Annotated in this window: 17 protein-coding genes and 1 pseudogene; 7 read left to right on the top strand and 11 right to left on the bottom strand. The window is 59.8% G+C overall.

All coding sequences use genetic code 11. From position 1 onward, the window contains the following. The first annotated feature begins 18 nt into the window (after positions 1 to 18). Positions 19 to 447, top strand: a complete 429-nt coding sequence (gene lrpA1 / locus LIX15_RS18265) for an HTH-type transcriptional regulator LrpA1 (RefSeq protein ID WP_227774844.1) — start codon at positions 19 to 21, stop codon at positions 445 to 447. Positions 448 to 453: 6 nt separating this feature from the next. Here lrpA1 and LIX15_RS18260 read toward each other — a convergent pair whose 3' ends face one another. Then, positions 454 to 1,119, bottom strand: coding sequence for an arsinothricin resistance N-acetyltransferase ArsN1 family B (locus tag LIX15_RS18260; RefSeq protein ID WP_227774843.1), 666 nt, complete (start codon positions 1,117 to 1,119; stop codon positions 454 to 456). Positions 1,120 to 1,204: 85 nt separating this feature from the next. Between LIX15_RS18260 and LIX15_RS18255 the strand changes: the two genes are divergently transcribed. Both LIX15_RS18255 and LIX15_RS18250 read left to right on the top strand, forming a co-directional pair. Next, on the top strand, positions 1,205 to 1,678 hold the full coding sequence (locus LIX15_RS18255; RefSeq protein ID WP_227774842.1) for an SRPBCC family protein: 474 nt from the start codon (positions 1,205 to 1,207) through the stop codon (positions 1,676 to 1,678). A gap of 37 nt (positions 1,679 to 1,715) precedes the next feature. Continuing rightward, positions 1,716 to 2,288: an FAD-dependent oxidoreductase gene (locus LIX15_RS18250; protein WP_227774840.1), complete on the top strand. Its 573-nt coding sequence runs from the start codon at positions 1,716 to 1,718 to the stop codon at positions 2,286 to 2,288. Here LIX15_RS18250 and LIX15_RS18245 read toward each other — a convergent pair whose 3' ends face one another. Both LIX15_RS18245 and LIX15_RS18240 read right to left on the bottom strand, forming a co-directional pair. Further along, positions 2,289 to 2,951, bottom strand: a complete 663-nt coding sequence (locus LIX15_RS18245) for a plastocyanin/azurin family copper-binding protein (RefSeq protein WP_227774838.1) — start codon at positions 2,949 to 2,951, stop codon at positions 2,289 to 2,291. A gap of 365 nt (positions 2,952 to 3,316) precedes the next feature. Further along, positions 3,317 to 4,366, bottom strand: a complete 1,050-nt coding sequence (locus LIX15_RS18240; protein WP_227774836.1) for a M42 family metallopeptidase — start codon at positions 4,364 to 4,366, stop codon at positions 3,317 to 3,319. 204 nt (positions 4,367 to 4,570) lie between these two features. On the opposite strand from LIX15_RS18240, the gene LIX15_RS18235 reads away from it, so the two are divergent. Next, the gene (locus LIX15_RS18235; RefSeq protein WP_227774835.1) at positions 4,571 to 4,825 is read left to right on the top strand and encodes an MTH865 family protein; all 255 of its coding nucleotides are present in this window, start codon (positions 4,571 to 4,573) and stop codon (positions 4,823 to 4,825) included. On the opposite strand, the gene LIX15_RS18230 is transcribed toward LIX15_RS18235, so the two are convergent. Then, on the bottom strand, positions 4,826 to 5,062 hold the full coding sequence (locus LIX15_RS18230; RefSeq protein ID WP_227774834.1) for a hypothetical protein: 237 nt from the start codon (positions 5,060 to 5,062) through the stop codon (positions 4,826 to 4,828). It lies immediately after the preceding gene. A gap of 61 nt (positions 5,063 to 5,123) precedes the next feature. Continuing rightward, positions 5,124 to 6,164: a pyruvate dehydrogenase (acetyl-transferring) E1 component subunit alpha gene (gene pdhA, locus LIX15_RS18225; RefSeq protein ID WP_390184533.1), complete on the bottom strand. Its 1,041-nt coding sequence runs from the start codon at positions 6,162 to 6,164 to the stop codon at positions 5,124 to 5,126. A gap of 232 nt (positions 6,165 to 6,396) precedes the next feature. Here pdhA and LIX15_RS18220 point away from each other — a divergent pair, with 232 nt between their 5' ends. From LIX15_RS18220 to LIX15_RS18210, 3 genes are all read left to right on the top strand, one after another. Continuing rightward, positions 6,397 to 7,707 carry a M28 family peptidase gene (locus LIX15_RS18220; RefSeq protein WP_227774832.1) on the top strand — a complete coding sequence of 437 codons (1,311 nt, stop codon included), beginning with the start codon at positions 6,397 to 6,399 and terminating at the stop codon, positions 7,705 to 7,707. A gap of 138 nt (positions 7,708 to 7,845) precedes the next feature. Further along, positions 7,846 to 8,589, top strand: coding sequence for an NAD(+)/NADH kinase (locus tag LIX15_RS18215; protein WP_227774831.1), 744 nt, complete (start codon positions 7,846 to 7,848; stop codon positions 8,587 to 8,589). A 53-nt stretch (positions 8,590 to 8,642) separates the two neighbouring features. Continuing rightward, entirely contained in the window at positions 8,643 to 9,077 is a 435-nt protein-coding gene (locus LIX15_RS18210; protein WP_227774829.1) for a DUF7313 family protein, read from the top strand. A 113-nt stretch (positions 9,078 to 9,190) separates the two neighbouring features. Here the strand turns inward: LIX15_RS18210 and LIX15_RS18205 are convergent, their stop codons facing one another. From LIX15_RS18205 to LIX15_RS18180, 6 genes and pseudogenes are all read right to left on the bottom strand, one after another. Further along, positions 9,191 to 10,198, bottom strand: coding sequence for a DUF4349 domain-containing protein (locus LIX15_RS18205; protein ID WP_227774827.1), 1,008 nt, complete (start codon positions 10,196 to 10,198; stop codon positions 9,191 to 9,193). Positions 10,199 to 10,320: 122 nt separating this feature from the next. Next, positions 10,321 to 11,288 (bottom strand): annotated as a pseudogene (gene corA / locus LIX15_RS18200) (magnesium/cobalt transporter CorA). Beyond that, the gene (locus tag LIX15_RS18195) at positions 11,285 to 11,455 is read right to left on the bottom strand and encodes a hypothetical protein (RefSeq protein ID WP_227774824.1); all 171 of its coding nucleotides are present in this window, start codon (positions 11,453 to 11,455) and stop codon (positions 11,285 to 11,287) included. The pseudogene corA and the gene LIX15_RS18195 overlap by 4 nt, the downstream one beginning before the upstream one ends. Before the next feature lie 51 nt (positions 11,456 to 11,506). After that, the gene (locus LIX15_RS18190; RefSeq protein ID WP_227774822.1) at positions 11,507 to 12,142 is read right to left on the bottom strand and encodes a DUF6517 family protein; all 636 of its coding nucleotides are present in this window, start codon (positions 12,140 to 12,142) and stop codon (positions 11,507 to 11,509) included. A 53-nt stretch (positions 12,143 to 12,195) separates the two neighbouring features. Beyond that, on the bottom strand, positions 12,196 to 13,686 hold the full coding sequence (cysS, locus tag LIX15_RS18185; RefSeq protein WP_227774821.1) for a cysteine--tRNA ligase: 1,491 nt from the start codon (positions 13,684 to 13,686) through the stop codon (positions 12,196 to 12,198). 43 nt (positions 13,687 to 13,729) lie between these two features. After that, positions 13,730 to 14,227 carry a DUF7523 family protein gene (locus tag LIX15_RS18180; RefSeq protein ID WP_227774820.1) on the bottom strand — a complete coding sequence of 166 codons (498 nt, stop codon included), beginning with the start codon at positions 14,225 to 14,227 and terminating at the stop codon, positions 13,730 to 13,732. Between the last annotated feature and the right edge of the window lie 26 nt (positions 14,228 to 14,253).

Genomic DNA, 14,253 nt, shown 5'->3' with positions numbered 1-14,253 from the left:
GTGAAACACACCGATAACATGAGTACTGAATCGACAGAAGATCGAATCCTTCGGGTGTTAGAAAGCGATGCACAGGCATCGTACTCCGAAATCGCGAACCGTGCTGGCGTTTCGAAACCGACGGTTCGAAAGTATATCGAGAAGTTAGAAGACGATGGCGTCATCGTCGGCTACTCGGCGGAAATCGACCCAAAGAAGCTTTCGAGTCAGAGTATCGCGCTCGTCGGAATCGACGTGGAAAGCGAACGATACGTGGAAGCGACGCGGGCGCTCAAAGAACTGTCGGACATCGAAACACTCTACACGTGCAGCGGTGACCACATGCTGATGGCGGAAGTTCGTGCGCCGAACGGCGGCGCGGTGGGCGACGTTATCAGCAACGAGATTCTCTCCATTAACGGGGTTTCCGCGGCGCATCCATCGTTTCTTCAGGAGCGTCTCAAATAAATCGATTCACGAAATCCGCATCGAATTCAATCCGCGTTCTATTCCGTCGTCAATCTCCTCGGCTGCGAGTGCCGACAGCGGTTTTGGTGGCTTCGGCTGTTTCGGTAGTTCAGGAGGTTCCGACGATTCCGGTAATCCCGGTGGATCGCTCGATGCAGGTGATTTAGAACTGTCCGCGGGAGTATCGAGTCGGAGATGCCACCACCCGACGTCGTGCCACGCACCGTGTTTGTGGCCGACAGCTTCGTACACCCCGACCGGTTCGAATCCCAGCGATTCATGGAGGCCGACGCTGGTCGGATTTGGAAGCGCGATTCCGGCGTAAGCGTTGTAAAACCCCTGCGCTCGAAGGAGTTCGAACAACGATTCGTACAGTCCGCTCCCGATGCCGGAGCGACGATGGTTCTCGTGGACGTACACCGATACGTCCACCGACCACTGGTAGGCATCGCGGGTGCGATGACTCGCCGCGTAGGCATAGCCGAGAATTTCGTTTTCTAGTTCGCAAACGATCCACGGGTATTTCGGGAGCGTCTTTCGAATCCTGTTCGCCATCTCCTCGTCGTCGGGTGGAGTCGTCTCGAACGAGATGATCGTATCGTCGACGACGGGAGCGTAGATGGTCGCAATTTGCGAGGCGTCGTCTGCCTCCGCGAGACGAATGGTCGTCATCGTCTCGACGTCCGTTTCGAAGCAAAATAAACCGTCTCACTGGTTGCGCAGAAGAATCTTAACGCTAGCACGAGAAAATCGGACAATGGCAACGTACCAGCGAGCGGTCTGGGTCGACGCGCCGTTCGATGCGGTGTGGGAGTTTTACTCCAGTACCGGTGGATTGGAAGCGCTCACCCCCGAGTGGATGAACCTCCGCGTTGAGGGCGTAAAAGGGCCGAACGGCGACCCGAATCCGGACGTGTTGGAGACGGGAACGCAAATTCGTCTGTCGCTTCGACCGTTCGGCGTCGGGCCGCGCCAGCGATGGATTTCGACGATTGTACGACGGGAAGAGGAAAACGGATCCGCGATGTTCGAAGACGAAATGAGCGACGGCCCGTTTCCGAAGTGGACGCACACCCATCAGTTCTACGCGGGAGACGGAAAGACGCTCGTGCGCGACAAAGTAACGTACCAGTTTCCGGCGCTCGGCGAAACGGGAAGTCCGCTCGCCAAGGTCGGGTTCGAACCAATGTTCCGGTATCGCCACGAAAAGACGAAGGAACTGCTGGAGTGACGAGATTTATACCGGATAGTGCGCTATCAGATAGCGCATGCCAGACGTAGCTATCATCGGCGGCGGCCCCGCCGGATTGAGCGCGGCACTGTTCACGGCGAAAAACGGCCTCGATACGACCGTCTTCGATACGGACGACACCGCGATGCACGCCGCTCATCTGTGGAACTACCTGGGTATCAAAAGCATCGGCGGCAGCGAATACATGGAAATCGCGCGCGAACAGGTCGATGAACAAGGTGCAGAACGAAAGCAGGGCGAGGAAGTAACCGGTGTCGAGAAGGCGGACAATGGATTCACGATTACGGCGAAATCCAACGAATCCGACGAATCCAACGAATACGACGCCAAATACGTCGTGTTCACGACCGGCCGCGCTCGGCAGGTGGCCGAAGCAGTGGGCTGTGAGTTAGACGACGACGGAACCGTGAAAACCGACGTGGACAACGCAACGACGGTGGAAAACGCCTACGCCGCCGGGTGGACGGCGCGCGCGGACAAAATCCAAGCCGCCATTTCGGTGGGCGGAGGAGCGGCCGCCGCGCTAGATATTTTGAGCGTGGAAAAGGGGCGGGCGTTCCACGACTTCGATACGCCGGAAAAGGGGTAGTTACTCGTCGAACTCGCCGTAGTCGCCGCCGAACTTCATGAAGAAGTACGCCAGTCCGAGGGTGAATACCATCGCGCCGGAGGTTGCGACGCCGAGCGTTTTCGCGCTTTCGGGAATCGCTGGACCGGCCGACTCACCGCCGCCCTCACTGCCACCGACCGTGATGGTGCCGGCCATACCGGCGCTTTCGTGGGGGATGCACACGTACTCGTAGGAGCCTTCGGTGTCGAAGGTGTGACTGTAGGTGTGGCCCGTGTCGAAGGTTTCGCTCTCGCTGCCGCTTCCTTCCCAGCCGGCCCCGTCGGGTTGGCTGGTGGGAATCACGTTGTGGGTGTCGGATTCCCAGACCCACTCGACGGTGGTGCCCGGCGAAATCTGGAGCTCGGCTGGTTCGAAAACGAGCTCGCCGCCCGGTCCGACGGTAACCGTCTCCGAACCGCCGCCACCGCCGCCGCCTTCGCCGCTGGTGGTCGTTCCCTCTCCGCCGGAGGTGCCGTTGCCACCGCCGGTCGTGGTTCCCTCTCCACCGGTAGTCGTCCCGCCGCTGGTGGTCGTACCATCCTGCGCCGCGGCCGTTCCGGCCGCGCCGGCAGCCGCGACGCCCGCAGAACCGAGGAGAAATCCGCGTCGGGTGACTAATTCGTCCGCTTCCCCATCTGTCATGCACGAGGGTTGGCACCGGTGGGTACTGAATACTTTGGTTTGCCACCGCCACCTTTTTCTGCGGTCGGGAGCCGAATCTGGCGCCATTGTGACGCCGGATTCGACCTACCTCCCTGGAAAAATCTGAACCAAAACCTCGGTGCTCCTCTCAGTCCGAGTCGAGTCCGCTCATTCGTCGCTGCCGCTTCTCGTTCGTGGAGGATGAGCCGGGCGCTAGCGGTTGTGTTGATTGCTGTGTCCGGAGATCGTGTCCATTCCGATTTCTGTCGCCGTGTCGTCCACTGCTTTCTCGCGGTCGTGTCACCAGCCTGTCGATCGAATCGACTCACTTTGCTCGTCGATGCGTTGCTAAAAGATAGTCGAGACTAAAGCGAATAATCGTGCTCGCCGGTTTCAGTTTCGAGGAATGCAGTGAGCAGGTCGATAGTCGCCGAAATGTCGTCGCCGTGGGCGCTCTCGGTCACGGTGTGCAGGTAGCGAGTCGGAATGGAAATCGCGCCGACCGGCTTCGCACCGTGAGTGTTCTGAAATCCGGCGGTGTCGGTGCCGCCGGACGGAAGCACTTCGAGTTGATGTGCGATGTCCCGTTGCTCGGCTAGGTCGCGCATTCGTCGGTGAACTTTCGGCGACGTGACGACGCTTCCGTCTTTGAGTTTGATGGCGGTTCCCTCGCCGAGGCGAGTGACGTAGTCCTTCTCGTATTTGACGCCGGGAATGTCGTTTGCGACCGTCACGTCGAGCGCGACGGCGAGGTCGGGGTCGATATCGACGCCCAGCGCTTCCGCTCCGCGAAGACCAACTTCCTCCTGAACCGTGGCGCAGAAATGAATCGTCGCCTCCGGATTTTCGATCCGTTTCGCGGCTTCGAGCATCGCAAAGAGACAGACGCGGTCATCCAGCGCCTTCCCGGTGATGTGGTCGCCAACTCGCGTCGTCGTCTGCTCCATTGTGACGATGTCGCCGACGGAGACGCGGGATTCCGCTTCTTCGACGGGAAGACCGAGGTCGATGTACACGTCCGAAACGTCCTGTTCGTCCTCGTCTTCGTCCAGCAGGTGCGGCGGCGTCGAACCGATGACGCCGGTCAAATCCTCGTTCTCGGCGTGAACCGTAACGCGCTGTGCTCGGAGGATTCGGGAGTCCCACCCGCCCAGCGAGTCAATCGAAAGAAAGCCCTCCTCGTTCACGTGGGTGACCATGAACCCGATTTCGTCCATGTGGGCCGGAACGGCGACCTCGTAGTCGCGTTTTCCCTCCAGCGTCCCGACGACGTTGCCCATCGCGTCGGTGCGGATTTCGTCCACTTCGCCCTCCAACTCTCGGTGGACGATGCTCCGGATTCGGTCTTCGTACCCCGGTGCACCGCTCGTTTCGCTTAGTTCCCACAGCAATTCGAAATCGAAATCAAACGCCATATCGTCCCTCGGGCGCATCATAGTATAAAACCCGCTGAACCGGTGAATCGGAAACCGAGCGAAACGGGGAGTGAATCGATAACTCGATGAGTCGGAACAACCGAGAAACCGATGAACTGCGAACTGACGACGCAGCGATAAAACTCACAACTTGTTTATCGTGGTTCCGGAACGTTTTTGCCGATTACACACACAGGCATTGACATGGCTGACGAAGCAGAATTTCGAGAGCAGTTTCACGATGCGTTCGAAGGTGCAGATTACCCGGTAAGCAGTCCGATGGATCTCGTTCCGGCGCTCCCGAACGGACCGGGAACACGTTTCGAATCCGGCGACACGAGTTTCACCGCGATGGAACTGGCGACGAAAATGAACGACGCGCAGGACTTCCCCTACGACGACGTTGACACCCTCGTCGATGACCTCATCGAAGGGCTGAAACAGAAGGATATGCTGTAACTACTCTTCGTCCGATTCTTCTTCGGGAAATGCAACGAGCAGAACTTCCCACACGTCGTGCTGTTCGTTGAATTTGCTGTCGAGCACCCGGTCGTTTTCGCCGATCGGAATCGGCTGTTGCGGGCGCGACAGTTCGAGCCACGTCAGCGTCGGCTCCGTTATTTCCATCTCGGCGATATCCGCGATTTCCGTGGATTCGGTTCCGTACTCCCCCGTACGTGTATCGTGACGTTCCATCGAAACACCCCGTCCCGGATACCACAGGCCGACACATAACTGTGCTGGCGACGACTGTCCTTTATCGTTCGACTTGCGGATTTTCCGGAACCGAGGCGCGCTGTCGTTCGTATCGCGGGTGTTCGCCAGCGTACACGTGGTCGAAGATGGCGTCGGCGTCGTACCCCTCGTGGGCTTCGGCGGCTCGAACCGCCTCCGCGACGTGCTCTTTCGCTTCCTCGCGGAGTTCTTCCTCGTCCTCCTCGGTCCATCCGTGTTCGGATTCGAGATACTCGCGAGTTCGGTCGAGCGGGTCTTTTTTCGCCCACGCTTCGACTTCCGCCTCGTCGCGGTACTTCGTCGGGTCGTCGGTCGTGGTGTGGGCGCCCTGCCGATACGTGACCGCTTCAATGAGTATCGGCTCGCCGTCGTCCGCTCGTTCGAGTGCGTCGGTCACCGCTCGGTACACCGCGACCACGTCGTTGCCGTCCACGCGAACGCCCTCGATACCGTACGCGTGTGCCTTCTGCGCGATGGTCGCGCTCGCGGTTTGGCGCTCGCGCGGCACCGAAATCGCCCACTGGTTGTTCTGACAGAAGAACACCGTCGGCGTCTCGAACACGCCCGCGAAGTTCATCGCCTCGTGGAAATCCCCTTCGCTAGTCGCACCGTCCCCGAAACTCGCCAAGACTGCGCAGTCGTCGTCCTTGTAGTTCGAAGCCATGCCGACGCCGACCGCGTGGGGCAGTTGTGTGGCGATCGGAATCGTCGGCGGGAAGGTTCGAAGCCCCTTGGCGTCCTCGCGGTCAACGTAGTTCCCTGCGCCCGAGAGATGCAGGAGGATGTCCCGCATCGCGTGCCCTCGGGTGAGATATATCGCGTGGTCGCGATACGTCGGAAAACAGTAATCGTCCGGTGAGAGTGCGTACGCCGCACCGACCTGTGCCGCTTCCTGTCCCTGGAGGGGCGCATACGTTCCGATGCGCCCCTGTCGGTGAAGCGAGACGGCTTTCTGGTCGAACGTGCGTGCGAGAACCTGCAGGCGGTACATGCTCTCTACGTCGGATGTCGAGAGGTTCACGTCCTCTTCGACACTTCCATCGAGCCCAACCACGCGCGTCATATCTGGTGCTTGTGAAGCCATGTTTGTGTAACTCCGAACGTCTATCGGCGAGACAACGTCTTTCATTATAAAACATCGCTACAATAGAAATATCCAGAACGTTCGGAAGGTTCCTTAAATACCTTAGTTGCAAATCGACGAGATTGTCGGCGAGCAAGGGTGAATTTCCGACGATTTATCGAGATGTTACGTTTCGAAACACTTAGGCTGACACCACGAGACGTGTCTGCGTATGTCACAATGGATTGGCCGTACGTTCACGAGCGATGCAGGATGGAACTACCTCGAAACGATAGTCGATATCGGCAACCGGATGGCCGGGAGCGACGGCGAGCGACGCGGTGCGGAAGCGACCCGCGATGCGCTCGAATCGGTGGGCGTGCGAAACGTGCGACTGGACGAATACGATATTCAGGGTTGGGAACGCGGCACGAGCGCGATTCGTGCCGAGAACACGACCCAGGATTCCATCGCGCTTCCGCGCAGTCCGTCCGGAAATGCGGACGGCGAGTTCGTCGATCTTGGCTACGGATTGCCCGCCGATTTCGAGGAAACCGACATCGGGGGAAAAGTCGTGATGGTCGCCTCAAACGTTCCGGGGTACTACGACCGCTTCATCCACCGACGCGAAAAATACTACTACGCGGTCGAAGGCGGCGCGGCGGCGTTCGTCTTCCGAAACCACGTGGAGGGCTGTCTGCCACCCACCGGGAGCGTCGGTACCGAAGCAGACCCGATTGGAGATATTCCGGCGGTCGGCGTCAGCAAGGAAGTCGGGTCGCGTCTCGCCCGACGATGGGAGGGTGACGACGTGACCGTGGAAGTCGAGGCGAACATCCACGACGCGACGAGTCAGAACGTTCACGCGGAACTCGGCCCGGACACCGAAGAACAGGTACTCGTCACCAGCCACATCGACGGCCACGACATCGCGGAGGGTGCGATGGACAACGGTGCCGGGAGCGCCATGGTCGTCGAGTTGGCCCGCGCACTCGCGGAACGCGAGGACGAACTCGAAACGCGGATTCACTTCGTCGCCTTCGGGTCCGAGGAAGTCGGCCTCGTCGGGTCGGGATACATGGCCGGAGAAACCGACCACGACAGCGTCAAGGCAATCGTGAACAACGACGGCGTCGCCCGCGGCCGCACCCTCTCGTTTTTCACCCACGGCTTTGACGAGTTGAAGGAAGCCGCGAACGAAATCGCGGGCGAGTTCGGCCACCCTGTCACGACGATTCCCGAACAGGGGCCACACAGCGACCACTGGCCGTTCGTCAAGTGGGGCGTTCCGGGCTATCACGTCATGAGCGAAACGGGCGACGAGGGCAGGGGATGGGGTCACACGTTCGCCGATACGCTGGACAAAGTCGAGGTTCGCGACCTTCGCGAACAGGCCATCTTACTCACCGAACTCACGGTTCACATTGCAAGCGACGACTTCGAAGTGTCCCACAAAGAACCCAAAGAAATCGCGGCCGCATTAGAAGCCGAAAATCAGGCGGCGGGCATGAAAATCATCGGAGATTGGCCCTACGACGAGTAGACCGCCTCAAGGAGCAACCACCCGGCAACGACCTCGAGCAATGGCCAGCGCGACGACCAGCGCGGTATCCTTTTCAAGACAGACCGAGAGTGTTCAGGTAATGACCGAAACTGGCGACAATCGAGCGGAGGGACTCCGATGCGGATAGGCGTCGTACCGAGCGAAAACGCGGACTCATCGCTCGTCGCGCGAATCGAAACCCTGCTGGCGGAGGAAACCAGCACGATTGACGAGAACGCCCGAGCCGTACTCGACGCGGATTCCGCTGTCGTCGTCGCGGTCGGCAAATCGGCGGTTACCGACCTCGTCCGCGCTGGCGTGTCGGTTCCAGTCCTTCCGGTCGATGCCGGAGCGGGACTGGAAAGTGTTCCCGCGGGGAGCATCGAACCGGCCGTCGAAACCCTGCTGTCGAACAACTGGACGACGACCGAGCGACCTCTGCTGTCGGCGTCGGTCGACGGCGAACACGTCGCCGACGCGCTGTTCGACGCGACCCTCGTGACGAGCGAACCCGCGCGAATCTCCGAATACGCCGTGAAAGCGGGCGGCAAACCGGTCGCCCAATTTCGAGCCGACGCCGTGGTCACGGCCACGCCCGCCGGAAGTCGAGGGTATGCGCGCGATGCGGGCGGCCCCGTCGTGCAACCCGACTCCGGCGTCGTTTCGGTCGTTCCGGTGGCTCCGTTCGCCATCCACGTCGATAACTGGGTGCTTCGCGGGCCGGTCACCCTCTCGGTCGAACGCGACGAGGACGCGGTGGTATTGCTCGCGGACGATCGGGAGGTGTGTCCTGTCGAACCACACGAACCTGTCGAACTGGCGTGCGACGATGTGTTTCTCGTACCCGCCGTGTCATCCGAACGGAGTTTCTTCGAGCCGTGAGCTGGCGAGCGAATTGGAAAGAATATAATACGCTGTCCTACTGAGTTTCGAACATGCAAGCGCTATCGTTGCTCGGGCCGCTCGACGCGCTCGAACCTATCGTGAGATACCTCATACTCGTGTTGGTGTTGGTCAACATGGGAACTCGGATGCTCGCGTTCCGGAACTACAGGAAGCAAGCGCGAGATGACGACCGCGAGACGCTCAACCGCTGGGTTCCGCACGAACTCTCTAACATGGTTCTCGTCCTCGCGTCGTTTTACTTCCTGACGCTCCACCACCACGCCGGAATCGTCCTCTCGACGCTCGTTCTGGGACTGTTCATCACCGACTTCTTTGAAGTCGAGGCGCGCTCCGTCGAAATGCGACGCGGCGTCCCGTTGGACAAACCGAAGGCGGCGGTTACCGCATCGTTCGTTGTCTTCCTCTACGCGGCCTACCAGAGCGTCTTCTTCCTCATCGAACCGTTCTGGAGCGCCATCGTTTAAGCGGGTTCGGACGAGTCGATTTCCTTCTGCATTCTCATTTCGAATACATCAGTGCCGACAGCGGGTAAACCGAGACCGGAGCAAAGGGCAAATCGAGCGACGGGAGAGCGGAACTACTCGTCGCTTGCATCGTCTTCACCTGTTTTACGATTTCCGTTCGTTTCTTCGGTTTTAGCCACTTTTCCGTCCAACTCCTCGCTTTCGCCCGCTTCGACTGATTTGACCGACGATCGTGCGCTCGCTCTTCGTCGCCACCAGACGAAGACGCCAGCGACCGGTGCGCCGAGGACGGCGAGATACGGGAGAAGATACGCCGCTCCGACGACGATTGCCCGAAGCATGACGAGGGCTCCGTCAACCGAATCGAGGAACGCGGCCAACACGCCCCTCTCGTGCCACGATTTCTGTTCGGGCGTTTTCGTCTCGGCATCGGGTCGCGGTTCCTGCATCCGCACCGTGACCGTGGAGTAGGCGACTCGGTCTTCGATCGACTGCTTTTTCGCCTCCAATCGCTCGATTTCGCCCTGCACGTCGGAGAGTCGTTTTTGCACCGAAAGCACCGCCTCAGTGTCGTTCGCGTTTTCGTAGAGACCGCGGAGTTTCTCGCGCTGTGACTGAAGGTTCGTCAGTCGCGCTTCGATGTCGACGAGTTGGTCGGTTACGTCCTTCGCCCCGGTATCGGATCTCTCTACCTCGCCGACCCGCTTCGCCCGCTCGAAGAACGCTGAAAAGTTCTCCGCAGGGATTCGGAAGACGATTTTTCCGGTCGTCCACGTTCGGTTTCCGCTTCGGTGGACGCGCTCGCTCGAATCGCTGACGAAACCACCTCGCGCGTTGGCCAGTCGGGTGAGATTTGCGTTCGCCGTCTCGAAATTTTCGACTTCAACCGTGACGTTCCCCGTCCGGACGAGCGCACGTTGTTGAACCGCAAGCGCGCTTCGCTCTTGACCGCCGGCCGTCGCCGAATCCGCGGACTGTGGATTTCCGCCGTCTCCGCTAGTTCCCGCGTTCGGTGCGCCATCATTCGAACCGTCGGCGTTGTTTCCGCCCATTCCGGCACAACCGGCGAGGGAAACGAGGACGACCAGCGAGAGGACGAGCAGTCGTTTTCGCGCTATCATATGAGATAATAGTTTTTTCCCGACATATGTATTAGGTAGGGTGAAAGAGGTGTTTCACCCTTCTCCGGCGGTGAAAATCGAATCCGAGCAGTGTCGTCCTCAGTCGTGACTGGTTCGTGTCACTATAACCATTCCATCTTCCGAAAGTAGGCCAGCAAAATCACGGTCACCGATAGCATTCCGACCATCACGGCGGGATAGCCGTACGTCCACGCGAACTCGGGCATGTTGTACGGACTGTTCCTGAAATTCATGTCGTACAGTCCGACGACGAAGGTGAGGGGCAAGACGATGGTGGCGACCACGGTGAGCTTTTTCATCACTTCGTTGGTCGAAACGGAGAGCGAGTTGAGGTAGATGTCGCGCGCGCCGCTGGCCAAATCCCGGTACGTTTCGGTCAAATCGACGAGTTGGAACAGGTGGTCGTGGACGTCGCGGAAGTATTTCTCCGTCTCAGGTCGACCGCCGGGTCGCCGCGCGCGAGATACCCCACCGCCTCGCGAGTGGGCCAGACGAGTTTGCGAAAGGAGAGCAGTTCCCGCCGCACGTTGTTTATCGACTCCAACGTCCCGATGCTCGTATCCGCGATGACAGAGTCCTCCACGGTTTCGATTTGGTCGAGAACGTCGAAAAAACCGTCCACGAGGCCGTCACAGATTCGATAGACGATGAAGTCCGAACCGCGGAGGATGCGCCGTTCGCCGTCGAGTGCGGCCCGCCAGACGCGGCCGACTGCGTCGATATCGTGTTCCGAGAGGCTTACAAGCCAATCGTCGCCGATGAACAGACCAACCGGTTTGACGTCGAGTTCTTCCTGAAACGTCGTATCCTCGGGGACGAGTGCCGCGGTTTTGATCAGAACGAACGTGTAGTCGTCGAATTCCTCGGTCTTCGGTCGAACGCCGTTTCGAATATCCTCGACGGAGAGCGGGTGAATATCGAACACCTCGGCGACGTGTTCCAGTTCGCTGGGAGTCGCATCGCTCGCTCGCACCCACACCGTGCCCGGTTTGCTGTGGGCGGTTCGAATGTCGGTGAACGTTTCGACGGTGTCGTCTTCGTCCGAAAACGCGAGCGCCGAGACGGTCACGCCGACTCCCCCGGTTGCGTCGCGTTGCTGATGGCGAGAAACGTGATGCCGACCATGACGCCGGTAATCGAAAACGCCCGACCCGGATACGGCGCGACCACTCCGACCAGATAGCCCGACAATCCGAGAACCGTGAGAACGATTCCGGCGATGAGGGTACGGTCCATACTTTCATACCGACAGCGAGAAGAAAAAGTGTTGCCCGGGGAAGCGAACGATTATGCTTCGTGTTCGACGCCTTCGATGAGTCGGTAGACGGTTTCGGATTCGTCCAATTGCTTCGGATAGACGGCCATCGCGACGACCACGTCGTCACCGTGTTCGACTTTGGTGACGTGGATATTCACTTCCACGCTCGCGCCGTTCGACTGCGCCACTGCGGAGAACGTCGAAACTTTCGTTTCCGAACCGAGCATGGTCACGTTCCTCGCGTCGGTTTCACGGACGTCTTTAACGTTTCCGTAACCCGAGACGAACTTCTCCACCAACTGTCTGTTGTTGTAGCGAGCCAACGGATTGACTGATTCGCCTGCAAGTTCGAATCTCGGACTGCTAAGCACGGTAAACTTCGCGATCGTTCCCTCCGCAACTCCCGAAATTCCGACGGATTTCTCGTACTGGGTCACCCAATTCGTCACTTTGACATCGCGATTTTCCCCGGCGACTTCGAACGACCGTTTCGTGTTCAGTTGTTTTTCATTGGCCTTCTCGTAGTCCGTCCCCGAGAGCGCGTCGTCGGCGACGGTCGCCTTATTGGCGCTGTATGAGAGCGTATCTCCGAGAATAAATCCGAGACAGCCACTCGTTACGACGAGAACTGCCAGAAGCGCGCCAGCCAATAGTTTGCGTGCCATGTCGAAAACGGATACACGATCCGTTGGTATAAATCCGCCGACTGTTGGAACTGCTACGGAAGCGTGAACGAAGCGCCAGAATCGGTGTCCTGCACCTCGACGCCGAGCTCCTGCAGTTCGTCCCGAAGGGCGTCAGCGCGCTCGTAGTTGCCCGCTTCGCGCTCCTGTTCACGCAGGTCGAGGACGAGTTCAACGATGTCCTCGGCGAGTCGCACGTCGCCGCCGGTTTCGCCCCCGAACGCGAATCCGAGGACGCCGCCGCCCAACTCCTCGAACGTTTCGACGACCCGCTTGAGACCGTCGTAGTCGTACTCGTCGTGTTCGTCCGCGTGGCGGTTGACCGCGGTCACGAGGTCGAGCAGAGCCGCCAGCGCGCGCCGCGTGTTGAAATCGTCGTTCATCGCGGATTCGAACTCCGCACGGGTCGTCTCGACTTCCTCGCGTAGCTCGTCGTCTTCGACTTTCGTTCTGGCATCCGGGCTGTCGAGTGCGTCCACCGCGCGCTCGTAGCCGCCGGAAAGCCGTTCCCAGCGGTCGACCGCCTCGCCGACCGTCTCGTCGTTGAACGTCTGACGGTTTGAGTAGGCTGTCGAAAGCAGAAACATCCGCACCGCGTTCGCGCCGATTTCGGCCATCGCGCCGCGAACGGTGGAGTAGTTTCCGAGGCTCGAACTCATCTTCTCGCCGTCGGTTTCGAGCAGACGGACGTGTAACCAGTATCGGGTGAACTGGTGGCCGGTCGCGGCCTCGCTCTGGGCCACCTCGTTTTCGTGGTGCGGGAAGACGAGGTCTTGGCCGCCGACGTGGATGTCGATGGTCTCGCCGAGGTGTTTCATGCTCATCGCCGAGCACTCGATGTGCCAGCCCGGACGTCCCTCACTCCACGGCGATTCCCACGTCCGGCCGGAGGGGTGTGAGACGGCGTAGTCGGTGTCGGATTTTCGGTGTTCCTCGACGGCCTCTTCGCTCACGCCGTCGGCCTTCCAGAGCGCGAAATCGGCGTGGTTTCGCTTTTCTCCCCGGTCATCCGAATCGTCGTCCTGTGATTCCATCTCCTCTACGTTCTGGTTCGAGAGTTTGCCGTACTCCTCGAACGTCGTCACGTCGAAGTAGACCGACCCGTTCGATTCGTAGGCGTACCCCTTCTCGACCAGCGTTTCGATGAGTTCGATGATTTCCGGAACGTGTTCGCTGACGCGGGGGTACACGTCCGCGCGCTTCAGATTCAAATCGCGCATGTCGCGGATGACCTCGGTCACGAAGGTGTTTGCGACTTCGGCCTCGTCGTCGCCGAGGTCGTCCTCACCCGCACGTGCGGTGATTTTCTCGTTCACGTCGGTGAAGTTCTCGACGTGGCGCACGTCGTAGCCGATGTACTCCAACCACCGGTGCATCACGTCGGTGTGTACCCATCCGCGCGCGTGGCCGAGGTGCGCGTAATCCGAGACGGTCAACCCGCAGTAATAGAGGAGAACCGAATCGGGATCCCCCGGTTCGAACGGTTCTCGCTCACCCGAGAGCGTGTTGCTTACGGAGAGTGTCATGGGGAATCGTAGAATGAGCAACCGTTTTAAATCGTCGGAAGCGTCATCGCCCGCCGAGTTCCGGAACCGAATCGAGCGCGTTCTCGACGGCGCGAACCGCGTTCGCGCCGTCCCGGCGTCCGACGACGACGACGAGCGATTCGTCGGCGACGGCGGCGGCGACGACGGAAATCCCGACGGTAATGAGTCGAGAGAGGACGTGAGAGAGGACGGTCGCATCGACGGTCCCCGTGACGAGCACCGCGGTCAGGGACCCCGAATTCGGGGAGAATTCAGCATCGCCGACCGTGAGAAGTGGATTCTCGTCCGACTCCCCGAATCCGCTCCGCATGGTGACGCGAACGTCCCGCGCGTCGGTACGGTACGCGGAAACGTCGTCCGAAAATCGGTTCAGTGCGGTCGCAATCGCGTCGGTGTCGTCGCCGATTTCGTCGGACAGAAATCGGGCGGTCGCGGTGTAGTTCAGGACGCCGGCGCGAAGCGCCGAATAGAGGAAGGGGTGGCGGCGAACCGCTTCCCGAGTGGTTTCAGCGAGTGACATTACAGACGCGGACGAAGCGTACGCGC

The organism is Haladaptatus pallidirubidus (assembly GCF_020700235.1).
GTDB lineage: Archaea > Halobacteriota > Halobacteria > Halobacteriales > Haladaptataceae > Haladaptatus > Haladaptatus pallidirubidus.
The sequence above is the reverse complement of the archived record's forward strand: the minus strand, read 5'-3'. Positions and strand labels throughout refer to the sequence as shown.

Coding starts and splice junctions, on each gene's coding strand:
- LIX15_RS18195 (WP_227774824.1), bottom strand. CDS start 11,455: ATGGACCGTACCCTCATCGCCGGAATCGTTCTCACGGTTCTCGGATTG.
- LIX15_RS18180 (WP_227774820.1), bottom strand. CDS start 14,227: ATGTCACTCGCTGAAACCACTCGGGAAGCGGTTCGCCGCCACCCCTTC.
- LIX15_RS18250 (WP_227774840.1), top strand. CDS start 1,716: ATGCCAGACGTAGCTATCATCGGCGGCGGCCCCGCCGGATTGAGCGCG.
- LIX15_RS18255 (WP_227774842.1), top strand. CDS start 1,205: ATGGCAACGTACCAGCGAGCGGTCTGGGTCGACGCGCCGTTCGATGCG.
- LIX15_RS18245 (WP_227774838.1), bottom strand. CDS start 2,951: ATGACAGATGGGGAAGCGGACGAATTAGTCACCCGACGCGGATTTCTC.
- LIX15_RS18215 (WP_227774831.1), top strand. CDS start 7,846: ATGCGGATAGGCGTCGTACCGAGCGAAAACGCGGACTCATCGCTCGTC.
- LIX15_RS18235 (WP_227774835.1), top strand. CDS start 4,571: ATGGCTGACGAAGCAGAATTTCGAGAGCAGTTTCACGATGCGTTCGAA.
- LIX15_RS18205 (WP_227774827.1), bottom strand. CDS start 10,198: ATGATAGCGCGAAAACGACTGCTCGTCCTCTCGCTGGTCGTCCTCGTT.
- LIX15_RS18230 (WP_227774834.1), bottom strand. CDS start 5,062: ATGGAACGTCACGATACACGTACGGGGGAGTACGGAACCGAATCCACG.
- pdhA (WP_390184533.1), bottom strand. CDS start 6,164: ATGACGCGCGTGGTTGGGCTCGATGGAAGTGTCGAAGAGGACGTGAAC.
- lrpA1 (WP_227774844.1), top strand. CDS start 19: ATGAGTACTGAATCGACAGAAGATCGAATCCTTCGGGTGTTAGAAAGC.
- LIX15_RS18260 (WP_227774843.1), bottom strand. CDS start 1,119: ATGACGACCATTCGTCTCGCGGAGGCAGACGACGCCTCGCAAATTGCG.
- LIX15_RS18220 (WP_227774832.1), top strand. CDS start 6,397: ATGTCACAATGGATTGGCCGTACGTTCACGAGCGATGCAGGATGGAAC.
- LIX15_RS18210 (WP_227774829.1), top strand. CDS start 8,643: ATGCAAGCGCTATCGTTGCTCGGGCCGCTCGACGCGCTCGAACCTATC.
- LIX15_RS18190 (WP_227774822.1), bottom strand. CDS start 12,142: ATGGCACGCAAACTATTGGCTGGCGCGCTTCTGGCAGTTCTCGTCGTA.
- cysS (WP_227774821.1), bottom strand. CDS start 13,686: ATGACACTCTCCGTAAGCAACACGCTCTCGGGTGAGCGAGAACCGTTC.
- LIX15_RS18240 (WP_227774836.1), bottom strand. CDS start 4,366: ATGGCGTTTGATTTCGATTTCGAATTGCTGTGGGAACTAAGCGAAACG.